Raw genomic sequence first — 24103 nt, 5'->3', positions numbered from 1 at the left:
TGCTAGGCTGCTGCACATTATTTGATCGCATTTCAGGAGGCATCCATGTCAGACGCCAGTATTCTGAACCTGCCTTTCGAGGTGAACCCCAAGCGGATCAACGCCACCATCGGCGCCATCGCCTTCTTGCTGCCGGTTTCGCTGTTCCTGCTTGCCAGCCTGTCGCCCACGACCTGCGCGATGTATTCGATCAGCCATTTCTATTACACCCGCATCGGTGGCGACATCCTGGTGGGCGCTCTCGCAGTGGTGGGGGCGGTGATGGTGCTGTTTTACGTCTACAAGGGCGACGACGCGCCGGGGAACGAAGCCCACAACCGGCGCAATGCGCTGCTTGCCAAGGCCGCAGGGCTCTTCGGCCTCGGGGTGGCCTTCATTCCGACCGGGGGCGTGGGATGCGACTACCCCGCCTCCGAGGGCTTCGACGTTTCCCGCTTTTTCGTGCTGAACACGGTGATCGACGGCGAGGGCGTGGTCGGCGGCGAGAAGTCCTTCGACTTCTGGCTGAGTTTCGGCCACTGGAGCGCGCCCGAAGAGGTGCCCTTTCTGCTTGCCCATGCGCATTACATCTCTGCCGCGGGCATGTTTGCGATCCTTGCCTATTTCTCGCTGCGGGTCTTCACCCGCGTCCAAACCCCTGCCGCGACGCGGAGCCACACTCTCGTCGGCGAGAAGACCTCGGCCAAGCGCACCCGCAATGCGATTTACACAGGGATGGGCTGGCTGATGCTGCTCGCAATGGGCGCGCTTGCCGTCAAGATGGGCGTGGCCAACTGGACGGAGGGCGGCGCAGCCTTCGAAGCGCGATGGAACGCGGCTCGGCTGACCTTCTGGTGCGAGGCGGTTGCGCTCATGGCCTTTGGCGTGAGCTGGGCGGTCAAGGGCAGGATCTTCGGCCTGCTGGAGGATCAGGCCCCGTCCTGAGAGGCTTCCTGCAACCGCGCCACGTAGCGGGCCATGGTGTCGACCTCGAGGTTCACCTCGTCGCCCTGCTTCACCTCGCCCCAGGTCGTGACTTCCCGCGTGTGCGGGATCAGGTTGACGCCGAATGTCGCGCCATCCACCTCGTTCACCGTCAACGAGGTGCCGTTGAGCGCGACGGAGCCCTTGGGGGCGATGAATTTCGCCAAGGATGCAGGCGCGCGAAACGTGACCCGCAGGCTGTCACCCTCGTCACGCAACTCCACGACTTCGGCCACGCCGTCCACATGGCCCGACACGATATGTCCGCCCAGTTCGTCTCCCACGCGGAGCGCACGCTCGAGGTTAAGCCGCTTGCCCACGGGCCATCCATTGGCGGGGATCGAAGTCTTCGAGACCGTCTCGGCCGAGACATCCACCTCGAACCACCCCTGCCCCAGCGCCACCACCGTGAGACAGACACCGTCACAGGCGATGCTTGCGCCGATGTCGATGCCCTCGGTGTCATAGGCCGTGCCGATCCGCGCCCGCATGTCGCCGCGCATCTCGACCTTTTCCACTCGCCCCACGTCGGTCACGATGCCGGTAAACATGCCTCAATCCCTTGCCGTTAGTGCTGCCGGAGCCCCGCCCCGTTCATAGAGCCTTAATTCTGCCGCAGGAATGGGATAGGCCACAAGCAAGACCTGAGGAGACCGCGCCCGAGATGAGCGCCCTTGCCGCCGACCAACGCCGCTTCCTGTTTCTGCAGGGGCCTCACGGGCCGTTCTTCCACCGGCTCGGCAAGATGCTGCGGGCTGCGGGCTGCGAGGTCTGGCGTGTCGGCTTCAACAAGGGCGACGAGGCTTTCTGGTTCCACACCCGGAGCTACATCCCCTATCGCGGCACCCCTGAAGACTGGCCCGCCCGCTTCGCCGCGCTTTGTGACGAAAAGGGCATCACCGATATCGCGCTCTACGGGGATACCCGCGCCATCCACGCCGAAGCCGTGCGCATCGCCAGGGAGCGGGCAATCACCGTGCATGTCTTCGAGGAAGGCTACCTGCGCCCCTACTGGGTGAGCTACGAGCGTGGCGGCTCGAACGGGCACTCACGGCTGATGGACTTCTCGATCCAGGATATGCGTACCGCCCTGGCCATGTCGGATATCGACCTGCCCGATGCCCCCGCCAAATGGGGCGACATGCGCCATCACATCTTTTACGGCGCGCTCTACCACTACTTTGTCCTGCTCTGGAACCGGCCCTACCGCAACTTCCGCCCGCACCGCTCGCTGAGCGTGGCGCAGGAGTTCGGGCTTTACCTCAAGCGGCTGATCCTGATGCCGGTGTTCTGGGCCGACCGGGTGCAGGCGACCTTCCGGATCAAGCACGGCGGCTTTCCCTACCACCTCGCGATCCTGCAACTGGAGCATGACTCGAGCTTCCAGAAGCACTCGCCGTTCACGACCATGACCGAGTTCCTCTCGCTCACCATCGAAGGCTTCGCCCAGGGCGCACCCAGGCATCACCACCTGGTGTTCAAGGCGCATCCGCTGGAGGATGGCCGCGTGCCTCTGCGCCGCGAGATCCGCCGTCTGGCCCGTGAACACGGGGTGCGAGACCGTGTTCACTACGTGCGCGGCGGCAAGCTGGCACAGTTGCTCAACCACGCCCGCTCCGCGGTGACGGTCAATTCCACCGCCGCGCAACAGGTGCTCTGGCGCGGGTTGCCGCTGAAGGTTTTCGGCGACGCGGTCTATGCCAAGCCCGAGTTCGTCTCGACCCAGCCGCTGCCCGAGTTCTTCTCGGCCCCCACCCGCCCCGACAGCAAGGCCTACCGCGACTATCGCAGCTTCCTGCTGGAGACCTCGCAGATCGCGGGAGGCTTCTATTCCTCCCGCGGGCGCAGGCAGCTGTTGCGCCAGGTGGTCGACATGATGCTGGCCCCAGAAGACCCCTATGACGCCCTCGCGCAGGGCAAGGCCGGCCCACGGCTTCAACTCCGGCTGGTCACATGACGCACCCTTAGCGGTGACAGCATCCACTTCTACTATATCTGGCAAATATCCGGAATTCCTCGCAGAAATCGTCTCCACCATAGGCCACAGAAATCGCGGCACATGGGCAACACCCCTGCGCCCATCGGCGCGACCGCGCTGACAGCGCGCTTTATTTTGCGAGGTCCCGTCAGTAGGTTGAGCGAAAAACTTGAGGCAGAATTCCGTAAAGGAGCCCGAGCAGTGAAACTCAGAACTTCCCCGCTGGCGAAAGCCGCGGCAGCATTGGCCATGGTCGCCCTCGTCGCATCCTGTGGCCTCCCGCGCAGCGGCCCGAACAAGCGTGAAATCTTCGCAGGCTCGGTGCTCAAGGAAGGCGATGCCTTCATCGTCGCCGTGAACAGCCGCGTCACCGCCGCCACCTCCGTCACCCCGGTTCTCGGCTTTTCCAAGGCCTTCCTGAACGCGGGCGTTGTCGGGGCCGACACCATCCGCCCGGGCGACACGCTCGGCCTCACGATCTGGGAGAACGTCGATGACGGGCTTCTGGCAAGCGAGGGCCAGGCCGCCACGGTGCTGGAAGAGGTGCAGGTGGATGCCGCCGGTTTCATATTCGTGCCCTATGCGGGCCGGATCAAGGCGGCGGGCAACACGCCGGACCGCATCCGCCAGCTCATCACCGAAAAGCTCGACACCCAAACCCCGGATCCGCAGGTCATCGTGCGCCGCCTCGCCGGTGACGGAGCCACGGTCTCTGTCGTCGGCGGTGTCGGGGCACAGGGCGTCTACCCGATCGAGCGCCCGACCCGCACCCTCTCGGCGATGCTGGCCGCGGCCGGAGGCATCGCGATCGAGCAGGAAGTGGCCCAGATCACCGTGATTCGCGGCAAGCACAAGTGCACGATCTGGTGGGAAGACCTGTTCTCGAACCCCAGTTTCGACATCGCCCTGCGCGACGGCGACCGTATCCTCGTGGAAGAGGATACGCGGGCCTTCACCGCACTTGGCGCCACCGGCACGCAAAACCGCATCCCCTTCACCACCCAGACGCTCTCGGCCATCGAGGCCATCGCGCAGGTCGGCGGGCTCAGCTCCAACCTCGCGGACCCGACCGGCGTGTTCGTGTTCCGCAACGAGCCGGAGGAAATTGCCAAGCAGGTGCTCGGCCGAACCGACCTCGTGGGCACGCAGCGCATGGTCTACGTGCTCGATCTGACCGAACCCAACGGCATGTTCGAGGCCCGTGACTTCGTGATCCGCGACGGCGACACGGTCTATGTCACCGAGGCACCCTACGTGCAGTGGCAAAAGACCCTCTCCGCCCTTACCGGGGCCGCGGGCACCGCCAACACGCTGGCTTCCGCCGCCGGCAATTGACGCGGCCGGCATGGCCCCCGCGCCAGATCTTTTGAAAGCCGCCGGAGCGCCCGCGCCCCGGCGGCTTTTCGTTTTTTCCGGCGGCTTCGTCTTTCAGAAACGCGTGCGCCGGATCCTGGATCTGGCCGGGTGGGATGTTCGGCTCGGTGTGCCTCGTGCGGAGGACCGCATCGGCGTCTGGGGACGTTCGCCCTATGCCGCGCGGGGCGAGGCGATGGCGGAGCGGACAGGTGCCGCTCTGGTGCGGGTGGAAGACGCCTTCCTGCGGTCGATCCACCCCGGGCGCGCGGGAGGCGAGCCGCCCGTCGGACTATTGATTGATCAACATGGCGTGCATTTCGACAGCGGCCGCCCCTCCGACCTTGAGATCCTGCTTGCCACCCATCCTCTCGACGACGCCGCCCTGCTCGCCCGCGCCCGCACGGCGATGGAGCGGCTGAAACGGGAACACCTGAGCAAATACAACGCGTTCGATCCGCAGGCTGAGGTTCCGGAACCGGGCTACGTGCTGGTGATCGACCAGACCCGAGGCGATGCCTCCATCGCCCATGGAAACGCCAGTGCAGCAACCTTCCGCGAGATGCTGGCCTTTGCACAAATCGAACATCCGGGCGCACGTATTCTGATCAAGAGCCACCCGGAGACGACCTCCGGCGCAAGGCCTGGCCATTTCGGGCCGGACGACGAGGATGAACGCACCAGGCTCTTCACCGAAGCCGTTTCGCCCTGGGCACTGCTCGAGGGGGCCATCGCGGTTTATACCGTCTCGTCCGGGATGGGCTTCGAGGCGATATTCGCCGGTCACAAGCCGCGGGTCTTCGGCCAGCCGTTCTATGGCGGGTGGGGGCTGACAGCAGATGAGGCCCCCTGCCCCCGTCGAGAACGCAAGCTGACCCGCGCCCAGCTCTTCGCGGCGGCGATGATCCTCTACCCCAGCTGGTACGATCCATGGCGCGACCGGCTGTGCAGCCTCGAAGAGGCGATCGACGGGCTCTCCGCCCGCAGCCGCGCCTGGCGAGAGGACCGCGCCGGTGCCGTCGCCTACGGCATGCGCCTTTGGAAGCGCAAACCGTTGCAGCGGTTCTTCGGCTCCGAGAAACCGCTGATCTTCAACGATGATTCGAGCGCGGCAACGCAGAAGGCAAAGTCTCTCGGCGTGCCACTCCTGGCCTGGGCCAGCAAGGTGGATGGGGCGCTGGAGGCCGCGACCGCCCGCGCCCATGTGCCGCTGGTCCGGGTCGAAGACGGGTTTCTGCGGTCTCGAGGGCTGGGTGCCGAGCTGGTGCCCCCGCTCAGCCTCGTGCGCGACGACCTCGGCATCTACTACGACCCGACCATGCCGTCGCGGCTTGAACGCCTCATCGCCCGCGCAGCAGCGCAGGGTGATCATCCGCGAGCGTCGGCGCTCATGACCCGGCTCAAGGCAAACGGGGTGAGCAAGTACAACCTCGGATCCGCCGAACTGCCCGATCTGCCCGCAGGCCGCCGCATCTTGGTTCCCGGGCAGGTCGAGGACGATGCCTCGATCCGGTTCGGCACCGGTGAGATCAGCACGAATGCCAGCTTGCTGCGCGCGACCCGCAAGGCCAATCCCGATGCGGTCATTCTCTACAAGCCGCATCCTGACGTCGAGGCCGGCCTTCGCGTCGGACAGGTCGACAACGCCGAGCAATGGGCAGACCTCACTCTTTCCGGCACCGATCCGGCAGCGCTCATCGCCCGTGTCGATGCCGTCTGGACCATGACCTCGGGCCTCGGTTTCGAGGCGCTTCTGCGCGGTGTGCCCGTCACAACGCTCGGGGCTCCCTTTTATGCGGGCTGGGGCCTAACGACCGACATGGGCAATCCGCCGGAGCGGCGAGAGGCCCGGCCGACCCTGGAAGCCCTGGTGCAGGCCGTTCTCATTGATTATCCGCGCTACTTCGACCCGGTGACTGGCACGCCCTGCCCTGTCGAAGTAGTGCTCGAACGGCTCGAAACCGGCAACCTGCCTCACCCCGGCCTTGGCAACCGCCTGCTTTCCAAGGTGCAGGGCTGGCTCGTGAGCCAAGCGCATCTGTGGCGCTAGATCAGCGCCGCCGATCCCATACGGCCATCAAGTCGGGCCCGATCTTGCAAGTGCCTTCAAGCACATAGCGCCGCGCTTCGGAGAGCGCGGCCAACCCCAGCGGGCCGATTGCAGGCTGCCCCTCCGCACCAAGCGCGAGACCGGCAGTGAAGCCGACGAGCTGGTCGGGCAGGTCGGCGACGATCAGGGAGGCGGCCAGCATGCCGCCGCCCTCGCACAGCACACGGGTCAAACCACGGGCTCCGAGCAGCTGCAACATGGCCGCCGGGTCGGGGTGCCGGTCTTGCCCCAGTGGGACCTCGATGAGGTCGGCGCCGGCTTTCGCCCAAGCGACACGGCGATCATCCGGCGCGTCGGGGCCGTGGCACAGCCAAAGCGGAACATTGCGGGCCGTGCGCGCCAGCTGGCTCTCTGTCGGCAGGTCCAACCTGCGGGAGATAATCACGCGGACAGGGGAGCGCCGCTCACCATAGCCGCGAAGGGTTAACGCCGGATCGTCGGCCCGGGCGGTGCCAGCGCCCACGAGAACCGCGTCATGCGAGGCCCGAAGCCCTTGAACCGCGTGGCGTGCAGCGGGGCCGGTGATCCACTTGCTCTCGCCTGAGGCAGTGGCGATGCGGCCGTCGAAGGAGCTGGCGAGCTTGAGCGTCAGCAGGGGCCGCCCGCGCTCCACCCGGCTCAAGAAGCCTGCATGGGCACGTCGCGCGGCATCGGGCAAGACATTGGTCTCGCAGAAAATTCCGGCGGCCGAAAGGCGCGCGATCCCCTGCCCGGCAGTGCGGGGGTCAGGATCTTCGAGGGCCGTCACCACCCGGGCCACGCCGGCGGTCACGAGCGCATCGGCACAGGGTGGGGTCTTTCCGTGATGCGCGCAGGGCTCCAGGGTCACGTAAGCTGTGGCGCCGCGCGCGGCCTCGCCCGCCTGGGCCAGCGCTATGGCTTCTGCATGGGGTCGCCCGCCGGGCTGGGTCCAGCCGCGACCGACAACGCGTTGATCTTTCACCACAATGCAGCCGACCGCCGGATTGGGCCAAACCTGCCCCAAACCGCGCGCCCCGAGGCTCAGGGCGCGCGCCATCCATTGGGCGTCGTCGCTGCGGGTCACTCCCCGGCGTCGCCGGGCATGGCCGGGGGTCGAAGCTCGGACACGAAGCGGTCGAAGTCGTCCGCAGCCTGGAAGTTCTTGTAAACGCTGGCAAACCGGACGTAGGCGACGGTGTCGATGCGGGCGAGACTCTCCATGACGATCTCGCCGATCACCTTGCTGTCGATATCCGTCTCGCCCATGCTCTCCAGCCGGCGCACGATGCCAGAGATCATCTGGTCGATCCGCTCGGGGTCGATCGGGCGTTTCTGCAAGGCGATGCGGATCGAGCGCTCGAGCTTGTCGCGGTCGAAGTCCTCACGGCGTCCGGAGGATTTTATTACAACAAGATCACGCAGTTGCACGCGTTCATAGGTGGTGAAACGGCCACCGCAAGCGGGGCAGAACCTGCGCCGCCGGATGGCCACATGGTCCTCCGCCGGCCGGCTGTCCTTCACCTGCGTATCGACGTTTCCGCAAAACGGGCAGCGCATTCCTGTCCCCTTTTCCTCTGCCTCTGGGGTTATGCTCCCCACTTATCCACAGTGACTATAGGACAGCCCCCAGTATTTGGGTAGGCCAAAACTTGAGACCCTACATGCTGCCGCGCGAACGCAGCATGAAACCGTGTTAACCGAGTCACAACCCATGCACATTCCATGCACAACCCGTATGCGCCGCGGTGCAGCACGAGGCCCGCATTAATCATGAATGAAGTGTGCCGCCACCTCACGCCGATGCGGTGCCCTGCGGTGCTCCACGAGGTAGATGCCCTGCCACGTGCCAAGGCGCATCCGCCCCCTCAGAACGGGGATCTGGAGCGAAACCGGGAGAAGCGCCGCCTTGATGTGCGCCGGCATGTCATCGGGCCCCTCGAGCGTGTGGGTCAGATAGGACATCGAAAAGTCATCGGCCGGCGGCACCAGCCGATGAAAGAACTCGGTGAGATCCGACCTTACGTCAGGATCGGCGTTTTCCTGGATCAGCAGGGAGCAGGAGGTGTGGCGCACCATGAGGGTCAGCAGACCATCGCCCAGCCCCTCGAGCCAGCGTGCAACCTCGTTCGTTAAGGGGGTCAGGCCCGGCCCGCGGGTTGCAATGGTGAAGGTCGTCTGCATGGCTTGCACGATGCGTCACCAAGCGGCCAGTGGGCAAGCCGGTATGGTGGCCGGCTCACGAGCCAGGACGCGGGCGCGGCTCCACAACGCAGACGGCGACCGGAAGTGCGGGAGGCTCCTCGGCATCCATCGCCACGGGCATTGCGCCGGAGGTGGAAGGGAGGGCCACAGGCGCGCCTGTCACCATGGCCAAGGTCGCTTCGCAGCGGGCGAGGTCTTCCGGCGCGACCGGGATTTCGACGATCTCTTCCGTCGGCATTCCGGGATCATCCGGATAGTCGATGAACGGGCTGGCCGAGAGCGGTGCCGCGAGGGTGCCGGCGAGAAGGGCGAGGGTTTGTGCTGTCTGTCTCATGTCGCGGAAGAAACGCCCCGACAGAGGCATCGGTTCCGCGCCGAGGTGCCGCCGCCGTCAGTGGCCGCGATGTTCCTTGCAGAGCGCGCGGGCGTGGGCGACAGAAACCGCCTCACCCTGGCGCGACACCTTGAGCAGCAATCCATGGTCGGGAGATGCGCCCGGATCGAGCCGGAAGCCTACCGTTTCACCGCCCGGCCCGAAAATGCGACCGCTGCGCGGCGAGGTCACCACGACGGCGTCTGCGGGCTGGGCGCCAAGGCGCTCCATCGCGTAGCTGCCTGCGGCGCAGAAGATTCCGGCGCTGCTCCCGCCCGCGACGGGATGGACCACGATCGCCTGCGGCCCGCCATCGACCAGGTGACCGTTCGGTGCGAGCCAGCCGGTTGCAGCGGCCGGGGTGGCGGCGAGCGCGGCGAGAAGGGCGACGGAGCGCATGGCGTATCCTTTCGAAACCTGTGCAAAGCATAGCGCAAAATGCGCCGGTCGCACAGGATATATGGGGATCATTGGCAGTCTTGCCACTCAAAATCCCGCCAGCACTGGCCGATGGCGGTTTTTGCCTCGTAGAGCCCCTCGAAATTGGCGGTGATGGTGCCCGGATCGCAGGTGAGGTCGGCGAGGGTTTCGTCGCCACGGGTGACGGTGACGCCGGCGCTCGGCGGGTCGCCTTCGGGTTTGCGGTCGATCCGGTGCCAGACGGTGTATTGCACGTCGGCATTGAGAAAGATGGCCTCTTCCCAGATCGAGCTGCCGACCCCGGGCCATGGGATGTAGTTCAGATCGCGGAGCGGCACCGAGATCACCAGATCGGGCTCGCCGCCTTCCGGGCCAAACTGATAGCCCACACTGCCCGGCCCCCAACAGGCCCGCAGCTCCTTGCTGCCGCCGCTCATCTTGCAGGCGACAAAGCTCTCGGTGGCGGTGATGCAGTCGGCACCGGCGGGAAAGGCGGTCAGGAGAAGAAGGGCGGCGGCAGGGCGGATCATGGCGTGAGGTTCCCGGCTGAAGGGCAAGGCGGCAATAGACCCACTTTCAGCCGATGGGAGCAGGAGGGTCAACCCGACCTGGAGCCTGCGGACCGCCCCCGGCAGCCAAAGTGTCGCCGCCCGTGCAGAGTGCGCTTGTTTCCCTGCGGCTGCCCGCTAGACTGAGCGTCCGACATGGGAAAAGCCTCGCCAAGATGAACCTGATCGCTCTTCCGGCCCCCTGGGACGCCATCTTTGCCCTGGGCGTGGTGGCCGCCATGTTCGTGCTTTTCATCCGTGAGAGCTATCCACCGGAGGTTGTGGCAATCCTCGGCGTTTCGGTGCTCATGCTCTCCGGCGTTCTGCCCTATACCGATGCCCGCGCCGTGCTGGCCAACCCGGCACCCTGGACGATCGCGGCGATGTTCCTGGTGATGGGGGCCCTGGTGCGCACCGGCGCGCTCGACTGGTTCACGCAGGTGGCCGACCGCAACGCAATCACCCGGCCCACGCTCGCGGTGGGCGCGATGATCGCCTTCGTCGTGGTGGCCTCGGCCTTCGTCAGCAACACTCCTGTCGTGGTGGTGATGATCCCGGTCTTCGTGCAACTGGCGCGCACGATGAACGTTTCCGCCTCCAAGCTGCTGATCCCGCTCAGTTATGCGGCGATTCTCGGCGGCACGCTCACGCTGATAGGCACCTCCACCAACCTGCTGGTCGACGGCGTGGCCCGCGCCAATGGGCTCGACCCCTTCGGGATATTCGAGGTCACGCCGCTGGCCGTGGTGCTGGTGGCCTGGGGCATGATCTACCTGCGGTTCATCGGGCCGCGCATCCTGCCCGACCGCGCCAGCATGGCCAACCTGCTCTCGGGCGGCGACAGCTCTCGGCGCAAGTTCTTCACCGAGGTGGCCCTGCCCGAGGACAGCCCGCTGGTGGGACAGAAGCCGGGCGAGGTGGACCTGTTCAAGCGCGAGGGCGTGCGGCTGGTCGACGTGCTGCGCGGCGATGCCTCGCTGCGGCGGAACATGGGCGAGGTGGTGCTGGAGCCGGGTGACCGCGTGGTTCTGCGCAGCCAGATGTCGGAGTTGCTCGCGTTGCAGGAAAGCAAGCACGTCCGGATGGTCGACAAGCTCTCCTCGGTCGAGACGACCACGGTGGAGGTGCTCATCACCCCCGGCGCGCGCATGGTGGGCCGCTCGCTCGGCACGCTGCGCCTGCGACGGCGCTATGGCGTTTATCCTCTGGCGGTGCACCGCCGGAACCAGAACATCGGCCGCCAGCTCGATGACCTGGTGGTGCGGGTCGGCGACACGCTGCTGCTGGAGGGCGCGCCGGCCGACATCCAGCGGCTCGCAGCGGACATGGACCTTGTCGACGTCGCCGCCCCCACCGGCCGCGCCTATCGCCGCCAGAAGGCGCCTATCGCGGTGATCGCGCTGCTCGGCATCGTCGGGCTCGCGGCCTTCGGCTTTGCGCCGATCCTCGCGCTCTCGATCTTTGCGGTGGCGCTGGTCTTCGGCACCCGCTGCATCGACGCCGACGAGGCCTTCTCCTTCATCGACGGGCGCCTGCTGGCGCTGATCTTCGCGATGCTGGCCGTGGGGGCCGCGCTGGAGGCCTCGGGGGCGGTGGCGCTCATCGTGACCGCCATTGCACCGGCGCTGAAGGGGCTGCCCGCCTTCTTCATCATCTGGGCGATCTACCTGCTGACCTCGGTGCTGACCGAGCTCGTTTCGAACAACGCGGTGGCCGTGGTGGTCACCCCCATCGCCATCGGGCTGGCCACCGCGCTGGGGTATGACCCGCGCCCGCTGGTGATTGCCGTGATGGTGGCCGCCTCCGCCAGTTTCGCCACGCCGATCGGCTACCAGACCAACATGCTGGTCTATGGCCCGGGCGGCTACCGGTTTACCGACTTCATGAAGGTGGGGATCCCGCTCAACCTGACCGTCGGGCTCCTGGCCTCGGCGCTTATCCCGTTGATCTGGCCGCTCACCCCGTAACCGCGACGAGGGCGATGACCGAGGCGATGAGCAGGGCGATGCCTGCAAACTCGCGCGGTGCGAGGCGCTCGGAGAACACCCGCGCGCCGATGATCATGGAAAAGAGCACCTCCACCTGACCGACGGCAAAGACGATGGCCGCGGATTGCAGGGCAAAGGCGGCGAACCAGCAGAAGCTGCCGCCGAAGGAGGTGATGCCGACCGCGAGGCCGGGGCGCCAGGCGGCGAGCACGCGGAAGATTTCGCCTCGGTCGCGGGCGAGGAGCCAGGCGAGCATCAGCAGGTTTTGCAGGATCACGACGCAGCCCAGCGCGAGGGCCGGGCGCAGGAGGATGTCGCTCGTGCCCACCTCCAGCGTGGCGGCCCGGTAGCCGACGCCGGAAAAGGCAAAGAACAGCCCCGCCCCGAGGCCGAGCGCGGCGGAGGGACCGTCGAGCCGCAGCTTGCCGCCGGTGCCCGAGAGCATCAGGATCGCCACCATGCCCAGCACCATCGCCGCGAGGCCGGCCCAGCCGGGTGTTTCGCCCAGCAGCGCCCAGCCGACGGCGGCGGTGAGCAGCACCTCGGATTTGCGCAGCGTGATGCCCACGGCAAAGTTCCGGCGGGCAAAGAGCATGACCGTGAAGACGGTGGCGAGGATCTGGGAACTGCCGCCGATCGCGGCCCAGAGCCAGAACCGCTCGCCCAGCTCCGGAAGCGACATGCCCCGGAGGCTGACCATCGCCCAGAGCGCCAGCCAGATCATCGGCAGCGAGTAGAGGAACCGCGCCCATGTCGCGCCGGTCGCCGTGAGGCCCGCCTGCGCCATCTGTTTCTGCACCATGAAGCGCATCGCCTGGATCAGGGCGGCGGCGAGGGCGAAGGGAATCCAGAGCCAGTCCATGGTTGTGCTATGCGCACATCGCCTGGTCGAAGAAAAGCGTCAGGGCGCAGGCGGCCCCTGACGCTGCCAGATTGGATGGGGCACCGGGTCCTTGGCCGACAGAAAATAGCGCCGGAAGACCTCGCCGTAGGAGCGGTAGCGGTAGCCTTCGTTGCGGCTGAGGTAGCGCGCCGGGTTGGCGAAGTAGAGCCGGGGCAGCCGGTACCACGGGGTGCGCGGATGCATGTGGTGCACCACGTGCAGGTTGTTGTTGAGAAAGAGAAAAGCCAGCAGCCCGCGATCCTCGATCACCACCGTCCGGCCCCGGGCACGCTCGTGGGCCTGATGCTCGAGAAAGGTGCGGATCTTGAGGATCGAGAGAGCGGCGTAGGCGCAGGCGACATAGGCCCAGAGCGGCATCTGCGCCACGGACAGCCAGAGCGAAACCGGCACGAGGCCGGCAAGGTGCAGCACCCAGCCCCCGGCCACGCGGCGATCGCCCGCGCGGATCGCCCTCCAGTCGCGCCGCATGAAGGCCAGCTGGCCGATCAGCGGCCCCAGAACGATCCGGCCCGCCAGCGTGTTGTTCACCCGCAGCACCAGCCGCCGCCACGACGGGAGACGTGCCCAGTCGCCCGCGTCGAGGTAGTTGCTCTCGGGGTCGTCGTAGGGGTCGGTCAACAGGCTGTCCTGGTGGTGGGCAAGGTGGGTGTCGCGGAAGCGGAGATACGGGATGAACAGGCCGAGTGCCGGAAAGACCAGCGCGGCGTTGGCGATCCGGGAGCGGAAGGGGTGCCCGTGAATCAGCTCGTGGCTCAGGGAGGAGTGCAGCACAACGGTCAGCGTCGTCAGCACCATGCCGAGCGGCAACCAGACTTCACAGACCGCCGTGGTGCCAAGGGCGAAGACGCCATAGCAGGCGGCAAGCAGGCAGAGAGTGGGCCATTCGGTGATGGCCGGGCGGCGGTAGGTCGCGCTCACGGGAGCTCCTGTATCCGGCGGTTTTGCCTGTTTTTCAGAGTGTTGGAACCAGAATACTCTCAGGCAACCCGCCGCATAAGGCGATCTCTTGTTAACAAATCTCAGCGATGTTGATAGTTATGAACACATGAGCGACAAAGTCGACAAACGGGCGCGTGCGGCGCTGTTCCGCGATCGCGTGGCGAGAGCCCTGGCGGAGGCCGGCATGAGCCAGGCCGCGCTCGCCCGCGCGGTGGGCGTGAGCCGGTCGACCCTGTCACAGCTCTTGCGGGGCGACACGCCGCGATTGCCCGGCGCGCAGCTGCTGGGCGATCTCGCCGGCGCGCTGGGCATCAGCGCCGACTGGCTGCTGGGCCTGACCGACCGGCCGGAGCGGGCGGCGCAGCTTGCCCGAGCCGCCCTGTCGATCACCCAGGCCGAGCGCGCGCTGATCGACGACCAGATCTTCGCCTGGCACCAGGAGGCAGCGGGCTACAAGATCCGCCACGTGCCGGCCACCCTGCCCGACATGCTGAAGACCCCGGCCATCCTGCACTGGGAGTATGCGCCCCATCTCGGCAAGACGACGGCGCAGGCGATCGGTGCGGCTCAGGACCGGCTGGACTGGATGCGCGGCTCGGGCAGCGACTACGAGATCGCGCTGCCGCTCGACGAGATGACCGCCTTTGCCACCGGCACCGGCTATTACGCGGGCCTGCCAGAGGCGTTGCGACGCGAACAACTCGGATGGATGGCCGACCTGCACCGGCAGTTCTACCCGCAACTGAGGATCTTCCTGTTCGACCAGCGGCGGGTCTTCTCCGCCCCGGTCACGGTATTCGGGCCGCTGCTGGCGGTGCTCTACCTCGGCTCCTCCTACCTCGCCTTCCGCGACCGCGAGCGGGTGCAGGCGATCACCGGGCATTTCGACGGGCTGGTGCGGACGGCCTCGGTTGGAGAGCGCGACTGGCCGGGGCATATCGCCGCTCTGCTGAAGGACATGGGATAGCCCCAGACGCCAAGAGGTGCGCCGCGGTCACGACGCACCCCGAACCGGAAACCGAGCTTGAGCGCCGAGGCTCAGCGCAGGAGCGGCCTGATCCCTGCGGCGGCGGCCTGGGTGATCGGGTCGATCGCCATGAGGTGCGCGCCGACCTGCTGCACCGTGTTGCCGGTCCGCAGGCCATCGAGCCGTGCGGTGTAATCGGCACTGCCAAGGTGCGCGAGGGTCATGGCCTTGAACACCAGGAATACCGTCAGCACCGTCAGCGCGGGCCGGAGCACCGGGCGACGGGTGCGCTTGGTGCGGGTGTAAAAGCTCTGCCCCAGGGTTCCGGCGGCCTCGAAACCGCCACCCTTGCGGTGGATTTTCTCGATCCGCCGAATGCGGCCGGCGAAGTTCTGCATGATAGGGTCGGCCAAGGTGCTCTCCGTCCGAAAATCTGTTCGCGCAAGCCCCCGCCTGAATGCAGAAGATGCGCCTTGATTTGGGCGGAAATTGGGCAGCCGATCAGGATTTGCGGAGACAGAGCGTCGTCCAGTCGCCGATTGTGTCGGCGCTGGCGACAGTAAGGCCTTCCGCTACGTAAGCCGCCGTCACATCAGGGGCTTGATCGTTCAGCAGGCCGGAGAGAATCGCATAGCCTCCGGGCGCGAGGGCGCTGGCGATATCGGGGGCGAGGCCGATCAGCGGGCCCTTGAGAATGTTGGCGAAGATGAGGCCGAAAGGAGATGCCTCGGCAAGCGTGGGGTGGTCGAGCCCGGTGGCCTCGATGCACTGCACGCGTCCGGTCAGGCCGTTTGCCGCCATGTTGGCCCCGGCCACTTCAACCGCAACCGGGTCGATGTCGGAGGCGATGATGGGCGTCTGCCACACCCGCGCGGCGGCCATGGCCAGCACGGCGGTGCCGCAGCCCACATCGGCCACGGGGCACGGCGCGAGGCCGTCGGTCAACAGCCGGTCGAAGGCACGCAGGCAGCCCAGCGTGGTGCCGTGGTGGCCGGTGCCGAAAGCCATCGCGGCCTCGATCAGCAGCGGCTCGGCGCCTTCGGGCACGCGGTCGGCATCATGGGAGCCGTAGACGAAGAAGCGCCCGGCCTCGACCGGGGCCAACTCGCGGCGCACGTGGGCGACCCAGTCGGTCTCGGGCAGTTCGGAGATGGTAAAGGGCCTGGCGCCAAAGGCCGCGGCGAGCAGGTCCAGCCCCGCGGTATCGGGGGCCTCGACGAAATAGCCGCCGACCTCCCAGAGCCCCGAGCCATCCTCGACCTCGAAGACGCCCACGCCGGTGGGTTCGGGCTGGAGGCGCTCGAGCGCCTCGCCCAGCGCCTCGGCGGCCTCCTTGCCGGAGAGGGTGGTGAGGGCGGTGAAGGTGGGCATGGGCTGGCTCCTGCTGCGACAGGACGCCGGGTAGGAGGAATGTGCGGGGCGGTCAAGGGTGGCGGGGTTGCACCTTGCCTGCCGGGAGCTTCACCAACCTGTCGCCGTGGTGCCGGTCGGCACATCGGGGCTGAGGCGCGCGGCGTCCCCGGCGATGGCGCCGGGGCGCGCATTCATCTTGCGCCGAGGCCCACCGGGCAGGTCACGCCGGTCCCGCCAAGGCCGCAGTAGCCGCCGGGATTTTTGGCGAGATACTGCTGGTGATACTCCTCGGCGAAGTAGAACTCGGGCGCGGAGACGATCTCGGTGGTGATCCGGCCCAGTCCCCTTGCATCGAGAGCTTCCTGGTAGGCCGCCTTGGAGGCCACGGCGGCCTCTCTCTGCGCGTCGTTGAACACGTAAATGCCCGAGCGATACTGGGTGCCGCGGTCATTGCCCTGCCGCATCCCCTGGGTGGGATCGTGGCCCTCCCAGAAAGCGGTGAGAAGCGCGTCGTAGCTCACGTGCGCCGGGTCGAAGTGCAGACGCACCACCTCGTTGTGGCCGGTCCGACCGGTGCAGACCTCTTCATAGGTGGCATTGGGGGTAAACCCGCCGGCGTAGCCCACCATCGTCAGTTCGACGCCGGGGATCTTCCAGAACAGGCGCTCCACGCCCCAGAAGCAGCCCATGCCGAACATGGCGGCCTCCTGACCCGGCGGCACCGTGTCGGTCAGCGGGGCGCCGTTCACGAAATGGGACTTTGCCGTGGCGATCCTGGCGATCCGCCCCGGCAGGGCATCGCCCTCGCCCACCATCATCGTCTTGTCGCGGCCAAATCCGAACATGCGCAGCTCCCTCAAGAGTTTCTTGTCGGATGATATAGCATCCGGGCCGATGGATTCACGTCATTTGCCGGGATCGTTACTCTGCGGGGGCCGCAAGATGAGCGGAAAACCGCGTTTCGTTGCCCGGCGCGGGATGTCGGGGGATAAGTGTGGCGAGCCCGAAAGAGCCGCAGGCGATCAGCGAAGCCAAGGCAAAGACGGCCCCCGGAGAGACGACCCAGAGGTACCCTAGCAGCGCCGGAAGGAAGACCGCGGCAATGTGGTTGATGGTGAAGGCCACCGCCGCCGTGGGCGCGATGTCGGCCGGGTCGGCGATCTTCTGGAAGTAGGTCTTGAGCGCCAGTGCGAGGGCAAAGAACATGTGATCGACGACGTAGAGCGTGGCGGCCAGCACCACGCCCCAGCCGAACCAGTAGATCCCGCCGTAGAGGGTGAAGACGCAGACGAGCCCGGCATACTCGAACATCAGCGCGTTGCGTTCGCCCCATTTGCCGACGAGCCGGCCCATCAAGGGCGCGAAGATCATGTTGGCCACGAGGTTCACCATGTAGAGGGCGGTCACCTCATGCACCTCGAACCCGAAGCGCTCGACCATCATGAACCCGGCAAAGACCACGAAGATCTGCCGCCGCGCCCCGGCGAAGAATTGCAGGGTGTAGTAGAGCCAGTAGCGGCGGCGCAGCACCATGCGGGTGTTTTGGCGGTGCTCCCCTTCGAAACGCGGGTAGGCCAGGAGGCAGAAGAGCGCGATTGCCGCGCAGGCGCCGCCCGAGACCCAGTAGACGATCGCGTAGGACAGCTCGAAAGCCTCCCAGGTCAGCATGATGACGCCATAGGCCACCAGCGTCGCCGCCGAGCCCGCCGCCAGGAGCCAGCCCAGCATTTGCGGCGCGCGTTCGATCTTCAGGAATTGCAGCTGGAGCGAAGTGTTGACCGCCTCGAAGTAATGAAAGCCGATCGACGAGAGCATGGTGATCGTCAGGATGCCCCCGAGCGAGGGGAACTGGGCGGTGAGCGCCGTGGCCGCGCCCAGAAGGATCAGCGAGATCAACCCGAGCACCTGCTCGCGGATGAACAGCAGCAGGGCAATGACGCCGACCGCGAGAAAGCCCGGAATTTCGCGCACCGTATGCAGCAGCCCGATGTCGCGCCCGTCGAACCCAGCCACTTCGATGACGAAATTGTTCAGCAGGGCCGCCCAGGTGGCAAAGGCCAGCGGCATGGCCACGGCCATCAGGAAAAGCAGCGTGATCGGCTGGCGCCAGCGCGGAAGGGCATGAGCCTCGCGGAGAGGAATCGTGTGCATAAGGCACGCTTTACGCCGCGTTCGAGGCCGTGGGAAGAGGCTTGAGCCGCTGCGGCCCCGTCAGCGCAGCCGCCGGATCCCGGCCACGAGATCGTCGTTCCGCACGAACGGCACCCCCTCGGGCGGATCATCGTGCCCGGTCAGGGCCGCCACCTCGCCCAGCACCACCTCGGTGATGAAGGGCAGGTCGAAGCTGCGGGCGCGGCTGAGCGGGATCCACTGGAGCAGCGAAAGCTCGTCCTCCGCGCGGGAGAAGTCGTCGACATCACCGGCCACCCGTGAGGCCGGCGCGAGGAAGAAGCGCGCGTCAAAGCGGCGCGGGCGGCCCGGCGGGGTGATCGCCCGGTAGACAAAGCGCAGCCCCTCGGCCGAAGGCAGATGCTCCGTGGCCGCAAAGCCGCGCCATCCGCGCGGGGCCTCGCCCGCCCAGTCCCCCGGCACGCCGAGGATCAGGCCGGTCTCCTCCCAAAGCTCTCGGATCGCCGCCGCGAGCAGGGCAGCGCCCATCCCCTCGCCCGATTCCAGTGCAAGCCGCGCCGCGCACAGCGGGTCCGGGCCCCTGGCGAAGGGAACGGTGGCATCCACGGCATCCACCGCGCCGCCGGGAAAGACGAACTTGTTGGGCATGAACGCGGCCGAGGCGCCGCGCTGGCCCATCAGCACCTCCACCCCCTCCGCACCGTCGCGGTAGAGGATGATGGTCGCCGCATCCCGGATCGCGGTCTTGTCGATTTCTGTCGTGGTCATGGGTCTCCCGCCCTGCCGCGGGCCGCCCGGGTCAGGCCGACTTCTCGCCGAACCCGTGCATCCGCTTGGCCCATTGCAGGCCCACCATCAGGCCCTTGAGCCGGGGCAGAAGGTAGAGCGAAAGCGCCACGCATCCAACCGAAAAGCCGGTGGCCAGCACCAGCGGATCGGGCCGGAAGTTGGTATAGACAATAAGGATGAGCGGCGCGAGCAGATGCCCGACGATGAGGATGGTCAGATAGGCCGGGCCATCGTCGGCGCGCTGGTGGTGCAGCTCCTCCTCGCAGACCGGGCAGCTCTCGCGGACCTTGAGATAGCCCGCCATCATCGGGCCGTTGCCGCAGGACGGGCAGCGCCGCCGCCAGCCACGCAGCATGGCGGCTTTCGCCGGGCGATCCTCGATCAAGGCGTCATCCGCCAAGGCACTCTCTGGCTGCATCATCTGAACTTCCATGGTTTGGGTGCGCCCGACTTCTGCCGGAAATGGTGGCGGGCGCTGAACTCGCGTTGCCCTCAATCTATGCCAAACGGCGGCAAAGCGTGAGGGCACAGATTGTCCTTGCGGCGGGATGTCGCAAATCAACCTGCAAAGTTTTTTTGCCCGGTTTCGACGGAAGCCCCGCCCGGCGCCGTTTGAGAAGCATCAACGGGCCAGCAAGACGGCCCAGAGGCAACCAACCACGAGCACTCCCCAGGAGGACCGACACGATGAAACGCATTCTGCTTCTCAGCACCCTGATCGCCACCGGCATGGCCATTGCGCCGATGGCCGAGGCCCGCGGCCCCGGCGGCGGCATGGGCATGGGCCCGGGCGCCGACCCGACGCCGCCCAGCTTTACCGAACTCGATACCAACGCCGACGGCCAGCTTTCGGCCGAGGAACTTGCCGAAGGTGACGCCGTGCGCTTTGCCCGCGCCGATGCCAACGGCGATGGCGAAATCAGCGCCGAAGAGCTGATCGCCGCCGAGGCCGCCCGCGAGGAGGCCCGCCGCACGCAGCGCGCCGAGCGCATGATCGAGCGGCTCGACACCGACAAGAACGGCACCGTCTCCGCCGAGGAGATGGCCGCCGCACGGCCCGAGAAGGCCCAGGAGCGCCGCGGGGAGATGCTGGGCAAACTGTTCGAGAGAATGGACACCAACGGCGACGGCAACGTCTCCGAGCAGGAGTTCGAGACGGCCATGGCCTTCCTCGCCGAGCGCGGCGAAGGGCGTGGCAAGCGGGACGGTGAGCGCATGCACAAGCGCGGCGAGCACCGTGGCGGCGACGACCGGGGTGGCAACGGACATGGCCAGTACCGGCGGAACTGATCCGCGCGTTTCGAAACTTCCCTCCCCGCGTGTCGTGTCATCCCCTGATTGGCGCGGGGAGGGAGGCCCCCTCCGGGGGTCATTGAGTAGACAGGAAAGACCGGTTAGCGATAGGCGATGCCCATGCCCCTCGATGCGCCGACAGAGCCCGATGACGAGGCACTTCTGGTCCTGTTCGCCGGAGGTGACCGCTCGGCCGCCCGTGCGCTGACGCTGCGCCTCACGCCGATGGTGCTGGGGCTGGCCACCCGGATGCTGGCCGACCGGGCCGAGGCCGAGGACGTGGCCCAGGACGCCATGATGCGACTGTGGAAGATTGCGCCGGAGTGGCGGCAGGGCGAGGCCAAGGTGAGCACATGGCTCTACCAGGTGGCTCGCAACCTCTGCACCGACCGGCTGCGCAGGAAGCGCGGTCAGGCGCTCGACAGCATCCCCGAGCCCGAGGACGACCGGGAGGGCGTGGTCGAGCGGATGGAGGCCGAGGAGCGCGCGCAGGCGCTCTACGCCGCCCTCGCGGAACTGCCGGACCGGCAGAGCGAGGCGGTGCGGCTGAGGCACATAGAAGGGCTGGGCAACCCGGTGATTGCCCGGCAGATGGACATTTCCGTAGAGGCGGTCGAAAGTCTGATCGCCCGCGGCAAACGCGCATTGGCGGCCCGTCTGAGGGGCGCGCGCGCAGAACTGGGGTTGAGCGATGGCTGACCATGACACCAAGGTGACCGCCTCCGAAGAGGCCCTGCTGGAGAGCTTCTTTTCGGCGGCCCGCGCGGATGGGGCACGAAGGGCCGAGCCCTCGCCCGAGCTGCTGGCGCGGGTGCTGGAGGATGGCTACGCCGTGCAGGATGCGCGCATGACCGCGGCTGTTCGCTCCCGCCCCGCCGCGCCCGCCCGTCGCGGCCTTCTTGCCACGCTTCTTGCCGCCATCGGCGGCGCGCCGGGCCTGGCAGGCCTCGCCGCCGCGACGGTGGCCGGCGTCTGGATCGGCATCCGCCCGCCCGAAGCCGTTTCGGGCGTGACCGCCAGCGTCTTCGGCACCACCACCGAAGCCGCCGCCACCACCGATGACGACCTTCTGGGTTACGACATCGCCTATGCCGACCTTCTGACGGACGGCTGAGGACTGAACATGACCGACTTGCAACCGCCCTCCCCGCCCACACGCCCCCGCCGCTGGACCCGCGTCGTGCTGGTGCTCTCGCTGGCCGCCAACCTTGCCGTGGCGGGGCTGGTCCTGGGGGCCTGGATCACCCATGACGACAAGCGTGGCCCCGATGGACCGCGCGGCGATCGTGACAGTTTCGTGCGCGAACTGGGCTTCGGCCCCTATGCCCGCGCGATCCCGCGCGAGGGCCGCGACGGGTTCAGATCCGCCATCGAGGCCCGCCGCGACGAGATGCGAGGCAACCGCGAGGCACTGCGCGGATCCTTCGAGGCCACCCTCGCCACTCTGCGAACCGATCCTTTCGACCGCGCCGCCATATCGGCGCAGATGCAAGCCCAGCGCGAAGCCATCTCCGACAGCCAGCGTATCGGCCACGAGATCCTGCTCGACCGGCTCGGGGCGATGACGACCGAGGAACGCAAAGCCTTCGCCGACCGGCTGGAACGGGGCCTGGGCCGCGAGCCAGGCAAGAAGAAGGGCCCCTGAACGGCCGCGATAGACCCCGCCTTGCGCATGCCTCCGGGCGGCACCGCCACAGGCAAGGCGATGCCGGCAGGGTGAGAGCCGGCGGATCGTGCGACACATCCGCCGCAAGGTCTCGGGCTGCTGGCCGCAGAGATCGGCCCCCGGCGCGGACTGACGCCCTGTCAGGCTGGACGAATCCGGAGAGCAGGCCGATATAGGGGGGATGTCGCTGCCACCCGGTTTCCTGGACGAATTGCGCACCCGCCTGTCGCTCTCCGACGTGGTGGGCCGCAAGGTCATGTGGGATCGGAAGAAATCGAACCAGGGCAAGGGCGACATGTGGGCGCCCTGCCCCTTCCACCACGAGAAGACAGCCAGCTTCCACGTCGACGACAAGCAAGGCTACTACTACTGCTTCGGCTGCCACGCGAAGGGCGACGCCATCAGTTTCGTCCGCGAAACCGAGAACGTGGGGTTCATGGAGGCCGTCGAGATCCTGGCCGGTGAGGCCGGGATGCAGATGCCCGCGCGCGACCCACGGGCGCAGGAGAAAGCCGATGCGACCACCCGCTTGACCGAGGTGATGGAGCAGGCCGTGCAGTGGTTCCGGCTGCAGTTGAAGACTGCCGCGGGGGCCGAGGCGCGAGACTACCTGTCGCGGCGCGGGCTGGACGAGGCGGCACAGGCCCGCTGGGGCCTCGGGTTTGCCCCGCCTGGCTGGGAGGGCTTGCGCGAAGCGCTGGCCGCCAAGGGCGTGAGCGTGGAGGACATGCTGGCCTGCCGCCTGCTGCGCGAGAGCGACAAGGGCCGTGCGCCCTATGACGCCTTCCGCAATCGCATCATGTTTCCGATCCGCGATATCCGGGGCCGGTGCATCGCCTTCGGCGGGCGGGCGATGGATCCGGCCGACAACGCCAAGTACCTGAACTCTTCCGAGGGCCCGCTCTTCGACAAGGGCCGCACGCTCTTCAACCACCAGCAGGCGCGCGCCGCGGTGGGCAAGGGGCAGCCGCTCATCGTGGCCGAGGGCTACATGGACGTGATCGCCCTCGCGGAAGCGGGCTTCGAGGCTGCCGTGGCCCCGCTGGGCACCGCCGTGACCGAGGACCAGCTTGCGCTGCTCTGGCGCATGGCACCCGAGCCGGTGGTTGCGCTCGATGGCGACAAGGCGGGGCTGCGCGCCGCGATGCGCCTCATCGACATGGCGCTGCCGCAGATCGGCCCGGGCCGCAGCCTGCGCTTTGCCCTGCTGCCCGAAGGCAAGGACCCCGACGACCTGCTGCGCGCCGAAGGGCCGCCCGCCATGCAGGCGGTGCTCGACCGCGCCCTGCCGCTGGTGGACCTGCTCTGGCAGCGCGAAACCGAGGACCGCGCGCTCGACAGCCCGGAACGCCGCGCCGCGCTGGATGCCTCGCTGCGAGCTGCCGCCGCGCTGATCCAGGATGCCGACGTGCGGCGGCACTACGAGGAGGAGTTCAAGCGCCGGAAGTGGGAGCTGTTCAACCCGCGCCGCGCTGCCGGCTCCGCCCCTGCCACCCAGGGCGGCACGCCGCAACGCGCCTGGCGGCCGCGCGGGGCCCCGGCCCCTGCCCTGCCCACCCCGTCGACCCGCGGCTCGCTGCTGGCCGCCGCCGGCGCCGAGATCGAGGAGCAACTGCGCGAGGCGGTGATCCTGGCCACGCTGCTGACCCACCCGAGCCTCGCCGACGAGTTTGCCCACGCCATCGAGGAGCTGGACTGGCGCGGCCAGGGCCACGCGGGCCTGGCCATGGCGCTGCTCTCCCATGCCGACGCCCCCGACCCGCGCCGCGCGCTGGAGCAGGAAATCGGAGCCACCGCCCTTGAAAAGATCTTTGCGCCGGCACATGTCCGCATTGCGCCCTGCATCCGCAACCCTGGTGACATCGAGTTGGCTCGCATGTGCCTCGCACAGGATTTCGCAATCCTTTCCGCCGATCGCGGGGCCGTACGGGAAATCGCCGAGGCGATGCACCAGATCGACGGTCTGGCCGATGAAGGCCTGACATGGCGTCTGGGGCAGGCCTCGGAAGCCCGCCACCGCGCCGCGAACAACCACGAAACTGACAAGGCCGACTATGACATCGCCCCAAATGGCGCACGACTCGACCGCAGCGAGCGCGCCAGCCTCGACGCTCTTCTCGACCAGATCGAGAACCAGAAGCCGCGTGGCAGACGACATTGAGTCGA

At 67.4% G+C, this 24103-nt stretch carries 26 protein-coding genes; 11 read left to right on the top strand and 15 right to left on the bottom strand.

Annotation, left to right across the window (positions count from 1 at the left end):
- The first annotated feature begins 45 nt into the window (after positions 1 to 45).
- Entirely contained in the window at positions 46 to 924 is an 879-nt protein-coding gene (locus tag BUR94_RS03780; protein ID WP_074254915.1) for a hypothetical protein, read from the top strand.
- Here the strand turns inward: BUR94_RS03780 and BUR94_RS03775 are convergent.
- Complete coding sequence (locus tag BUR94_RS03775; protein WP_074254914.1) at positions 909 to 1514, bottom strand: riboflavin synthase; 606 nt, start codon at positions 1512 to 1514, stop codon at positions 909 to 911. The two genes, BUR94_RS03780 and BUR94_RS03775, sit on opposite strands and share 16 nt — an antisense overlap.
- A 113-nt stretch (positions 1515 to 1627) precedes the next feature.
- On the opposite strand from BUR94_RS03775, the gene BUR94_RS03770 reads away from it, so the two are divergent.
- The 3 genes from BUR94_RS03770 to BUR94_RS03760 all read left to right on the top strand — a co-directional run bounded on the left by BUR94_RS03770 (position 1628) and on the right by BUR94_RS03760 (position 6344).
- Positions 1628 to 2920 carry a capsule biosynthesis protein gene (locus tag BUR94_RS03770; protein WP_074254913.1) on the top strand — a complete coding sequence of 431 codons (1293 nt, stop codon included), beginning with the start codon at positions 1628 to 1630 and terminating at the stop codon, positions 2918 to 2920.
- A 270-nt stretch (positions 2921 to 3190) separates the two neighbouring features.
- Positions 3191 to 4276 carry a polysaccharide biosynthesis/export family protein gene (locus BUR94_RS03765; RefSeq protein WP_074254912.1) on the top strand — a complete coding sequence of 362 codons (1086 nt, stop codon included), beginning with the start codon at positions 3191 to 3193 and terminating at the stop codon, positions 4274 to 4276.
- 10 nt (positions 4277 to 4286) lie between these two features.
- The gene (locus BUR94_RS03760) at positions 4287 to 6344 is read left to right on the top strand and encodes a capsular polysaccharide biosynthesis protein (protein ID WP_074254911.1); all 2058 of its coding nucleotides are present in this window, start codon (positions 4287 to 4289) and stop codon (positions 6342 to 6344) included.
- A gap of 1 nt (position 6345) precedes the next feature.
- On the opposite strand, the gene ribD is transcribed toward BUR94_RS03760, so the two are convergent.
- The 6 genes from ribD to BUR94_RS03730 form a co-directional block, all read right to left on the bottom strand.
- A complete protein-coding gene (gene ribD, locus BUR94_RS03755; RefSeq protein ID WP_342745197.1) occupies positions 6346 to 7449 on the bottom strand; it encodes a bifunctional diaminohydroxyphosphoribosylaminopyrimidine deaminase/5-amino-6-(5-phosphoribosylamino)uracil reductase RibD in 1104 nt (367 codons plus the stop codon).
- A complete protein-coding gene (nrdR, locus tag BUR94_RS03750; RefSeq protein ID WP_074254910.1) occupies positions 7446 to 7922 on the bottom strand; it encodes a transcriptional regulator NrdR in 477 nt (158 codons plus the stop codon). Before nrdR ends, ribD begins: the two co-directional genes overlap by 4 nt.
- A gap of 207 nt (positions 7923 to 8129) precedes the next feature.
- On the bottom strand, positions 8130 to 8546 hold the full coding sequence (locus BUR94_RS03745) for a secondary thiamine-phosphate synthase enzyme YjbQ (protein WP_074254909.1): 417 nt from the start codon (positions 8544 to 8546) through the stop codon (positions 8130 to 8132).
- A 55-nt stretch (positions 8547 to 8601) separates the two neighbouring features.
- Positions 8602 to 8901: a hypothetical protein gene (locus tag BUR94_RS03740; RefSeq protein WP_139301212.1), complete on the bottom strand. Its 300-nt coding sequence runs from the start codon at positions 8899 to 8901 to the stop codon at positions 8602 to 8604.
- Between the two features lie 57 nt (positions 8902 to 8958).
- On the bottom strand, positions 8959 to 9339 hold the full coding sequence (locus BUR94_RS03735) for a hypothetical protein (RefSeq protein ID WP_074254907.1): 381 nt from the start codon (positions 9337 to 9339) through the stop codon (positions 8959 to 8961).
- Between the two features lie 68 nt (positions 9340 to 9407).
- Positions 9408 to 9890 carry a hypothetical protein gene (locus BUR94_RS03730; RefSeq protein ID WP_074254906.1) on the bottom strand — a complete coding sequence of 161 codons (483 nt, stop codon included), beginning with the start codon at positions 9888 to 9890 and terminating at the stop codon, positions 9408 to 9410.
- Between the two features lie 194 nt (positions 9891 to 10084).
- Here BUR94_RS03730 and BUR94_RS03725 point away from each other — a divergent pair, with 194 nt between their 5' ends.
- Positions 10085 to 11875, top strand: coding sequence for an SLC13 family permease (locus BUR94_RS03725; RefSeq protein ID WP_074254905.1), 1791 nt, complete (start codon positions 10085 to 10087; stop codon positions 11873 to 11875).
- On the opposite strand, the gene BUR94_RS03720 is transcribed toward BUR94_RS03725, so the two are convergent.
- A complete protein-coding gene (locus tag BUR94_RS03720; protein ID WP_074254904.1) occupies positions 11865 to 12758 on the bottom strand; it encodes a DMT family transporter in 894 nt (297 codons plus the stop codon). The two genes, BUR94_RS03725 and BUR94_RS03720, sit on opposite strands and share 11 nt — an antisense overlap.
- 39 nt (positions 12759 to 12797) lie before the next feature.
- Entirely contained in the window at positions 12798 to 13718 is a 921-nt protein-coding gene (locus BUR94_RS03715) for a fatty acid desaturase (protein ID WP_074254903.1), read from the bottom strand.
- A gap of 127 nt (positions 13719 to 13845) precedes the next feature.
- Between BUR94_RS03715 and BUR94_RS03710 the strand changes: the two genes are divergently transcribed.
- The gene (locus tag BUR94_RS03710; RefSeq protein ID WP_074254902.1) at positions 13846 to 14706 is read left to right on the top strand and encodes a helix-turn-helix domain-containing protein; all 861 of its coding nucleotides are present in this window, start codon (positions 13846 to 13848) and stop codon (positions 14704 to 14706) included.
- A gap of 71 nt (positions 14707 to 14777) precedes the next feature.
- Here BUR94_RS03710 and BUR94_RS03705 read toward each other — a convergent pair whose 3' ends face one another.
- The 6 genes from BUR94_RS03705 to BUR94_RS03680 form a co-directional block, all read right to left on the bottom strand.
- The gene (locus BUR94_RS03705) at positions 14778 to 15119 is read right to left on the bottom strand and encodes a hypothetical protein (protein ID WP_074254901.1); all 342 of its coding nucleotides are present in this window, start codon (positions 15117 to 15119) and stop codon (positions 14778 to 14780) included.
- Between the two features lie 88 nt (positions 15120 to 15207).
- A complete protein-coding gene (locus BUR94_RS03700) occupies positions 15208 to 16077 on the bottom strand; it encodes a 50S ribosomal protein L11 methyltransferase (protein WP_074254900.1) in 870 nt (289 codons plus the stop codon).
- A 173-nt stretch (positions 16078 to 16250) separates the two neighbouring features.
- Positions 16251 to 16904 carry a peptide-methionine (S)-S-oxide reductase MsrA gene (msrA, locus tag BUR94_RS03695; protein WP_074254899.1) on the bottom strand — a complete coding sequence of 218 codons (654 nt, stop codon included), beginning with the start codon at positions 16902 to 16904 and terminating at the stop codon, positions 16251 to 16253.
- Positions 16905 to 16980: 76 nt separating this feature from the next.
- Positions 16981 to 18210 (bottom strand): MFS transporter, encoded by a 1230-nt coding sequence (locus BUR94_RS03690; protein WP_074254898.1) that lies wholly within the window; start codon positions 18208 to 18210, stop codon positions 16981 to 16983.
- A gap of 60 nt (positions 18211 to 18270) precedes the next feature.
- Positions 18271 to 18957 (bottom strand): NUDIX hydrolase, encoded by a 687-nt coding sequence (locus tag BUR94_RS03685; RefSeq protein ID WP_074254897.1) that lies wholly within the window; start codon positions 18955 to 18957, stop codon positions 18271 to 18273.
- Between the two features lie 31 nt (positions 18958 to 18988).
- Complete coding sequence (locus BUR94_RS03680; RefSeq protein WP_074257565.1) at positions 18989 to 19396, bottom strand: DUF983 domain-containing protein; 408 nt, start codon at positions 19394 to 19396, stop codon at positions 18989 to 18991.
- Between the two features lie 269 nt (positions 19397 to 19665).
- Here BUR94_RS03680 and BUR94_RS03675 point away from each other — a divergent pair, with 269 nt between their 5' ends.
- From BUR94_RS03675 to dnaG, 5 genes are all read left to right on the top strand, one after another.
- The gene (locus BUR94_RS03675; RefSeq protein ID WP_074254896.1) at positions 19666 to 20268 is read left to right on the top strand and encodes an EF-hand domain-containing protein; all 603 of its coding nucleotides are present in this window, start codon (positions 19666 to 19668) and stop codon (positions 20266 to 20268) included.
- Between the two features lie 117 nt (positions 20269 to 20385).
- Positions 20386 to 20970 (top strand): RNA polymerase sigma factor, encoded by a 585-nt coding sequence (locus tag BUR94_RS03670; RefSeq protein ID WP_074254895.1) that lies wholly within the window; start codon positions 20386 to 20388, stop codon positions 20968 to 20970.
- The gene (locus BUR94_RS03665; protein ID WP_074254894.1) at positions 20963 to 21385 is read left to right on the top strand and encodes a hypothetical protein; all 423 of its coding nucleotides are present in this window, start codon (positions 20963 to 20965) and stop codon (positions 21383 to 21385) included. The genes BUR94_RS03670 and BUR94_RS03665 overlap by 8 nt, the downstream gene beginning before the upstream one ends.
- A gap of 9 nt (positions 21386 to 21394) precedes the next feature.
- Positions 21395 to 21916 (top strand): periplasmic heavy metal sensor, encoded by a 522-nt coding sequence (locus BUR94_RS03660; protein ID WP_074254893.1) that lies wholly within the window; start codon positions 21395 to 21397, stop codon positions 21914 to 21916.
- A gap of 202 nt (positions 21917 to 22118) precedes the next feature.
- Positions 22119 to 24098, top strand: a complete 1980-nt coding sequence (gene dnaG / locus BUR94_RS03655) for a DNA primase (RefSeq protein ID WP_074254892.1) — start codon at positions 22119 to 22121, stop codon at positions 24096 to 24098.
- The last annotated feature ends 5 nt before the right edge of the window (positions 24099 to 24103 follow it).

The organism is Vannielia litorea (genome assembly GCF_900142295.1).
Classification (GTDB): domain Bacteria; phylum Pseudomonadota; class Alphaproteobacteria; order Rhodobacterales; family Rhodobacteraceae; genus Vannielia; species Vannielia litorea.
Note: the sequence above shows the minus strand (reverse complement) of the source record. Positions and strands in the feature narration are given on the sequence as shown.

Coding starts and splice junctions, on each gene's coding strand:
- dnaG (WP_074254892.1), top strand. CDS start 22,119: ATGTCGCTGCCACCCGGTTTCCTGGACGAATTGCGCACCCGCCTGTCG.
- BUR94_RS03710 (WP_074254902.1), top strand. CDS start 13,846: ATGAGCGACAAAGTCGACAAACGGGCGCGTGCGGCGCTGTTCCGCGAT.
- BUR94_RS03685 (WP_074254897.1), bottom strand. CDS start 18,957: ATGACCACGACAGAAATCGACAAGACCGCGATCCGGGATGCGGCGACC.
- BUR94_RS03725 (WP_074254905.1), top strand. CDS start 10,085: ATGAACCTGATCGCTCTTCCGGCCCCCTGGGACGCCATCTTTGCCCTG.
- msrA (WP_074254899.1), bottom strand. CDS start 16,904: ATGTTCGGATTTGGCCGCGACAAGACGATGATGGTGGGCGAGGGCGAT.
- BUR94_RS03735 (WP_074254907.1), bottom strand. CDS start 9,339: ATGCGCTCCGTCGCCCTTCTCGCCGCGCTCGCCGCCACCCCGGCCGCT.
- BUR94_RS03780 (WP_074254915.1), top strand. CDS start 46: ATGTCAGACGCCAGTATTCTGAACCTGCCTTTCGAGGTGAACCCCAAG.
- BUR94_RS03770 (WP_074254913.1), top strand. CDS start 1,628: ATGAGCGCCCTTGCCGCCGACCAACGCCGCTTCCTGTTTCTGCAGGGG.
- BUR94_RS03665 (WP_074254894.1), top strand. CDS start 20,963: ATGGCTGACCATGACACCAAGGTGACCGCCTCCGAAGAGGCCCTGCTG.
- BUR94_RS03765 (WP_074254912.1), top strand. CDS start 3,191: ATGGTCGCCCTCGTCGCATCCTGTGGCCTCCCGCGCAGCGGCCCGAAC.
- BUR94_RS03775 (WP_074254914.1), bottom strand. CDS start 1,514: ATGTTTACCGGCATCGTGACCGACGTGGGGCGAGTGGAAAAGGTCGAG.
- BUR94_RS03745 (WP_074254909.1), bottom strand. CDS start 8,546: ATGCAGACGACCTTCACCATTGCAACCCGCGGGCCGGGCCTGACCCCC.
- nrdR (WP_074254910.1), bottom strand. CDS start 7,922: ATGCGCTGCCCGTTTTGCGGAAACGTCGATACGCAGGTGAAGGACAGC.
- BUR94_RS03675 (WP_074254896.1), top strand. CDS start 19,666: ATGAAACGCATTCTGCTTCTCAGCACCCTGATCGCCACCGGCATGGCC.
- BUR94_RS03740 (WP_139301212.1), bottom strand. CDS start 8,901: ATGAGACAGACAGCACAAACCCTCGCCCTTCTCGCCGGCACCCTCGCG.
- BUR94_RS03730 (WP_074254906.1), bottom strand. CDS start 9,890: ATGATCCGCCCTGCCGCCGCCCTTCTTCTCCTGACCGCCTTTCCCGCC.
- BUR94_RS03680 (WP_074257565.1), bottom strand. CDS start 19,396: ATGCAGCCAGAGAGTGCCTTGGCGGATGACGCCTTGATCGAGGATCGC.
- BUR94_RS03700 (WP_074254900.1), bottom strand. CDS start 16,077: ATGCCCACCTTCACCGCCCTCACCACCCTCTCCGGCAAGGAGGCCGCC.
- BUR94_RS03760 (WP_074254911.1), top strand. CDS start 4,287: ATGGCCCCCGCGCCAGATCTTTTGAAAGCCGCCGGAGCGCCCGCGCCC.
- BUR94_RS03690 (WP_074254898.1), bottom strand. CDS start 18,210: ATGCACACGATTCCTCTCCGCGAGGCTCATGCCCTTCCGCGCTGGCGC.
- BUR94_RS03660 (WP_074254893.1), top strand. CDS start 21,395: ATGACCGACTTGCAACCGCCCTCCCCGCCCACACGCCCCCGCCGCTGG.
- BUR94_RS03720 (WP_074254904.1), bottom strand. CDS start 12,758: ATGGACTGGCTCTGGATTCCCTTCGCCCTCGCCGCCGCCCTGATCCAG.
- BUR94_RS03670 (WP_074254895.1), top strand. CDS start 20,386: ATGCCCATGCCCCTCGATGCGCCGACAGAGCCCGATGACGAGGCACTT.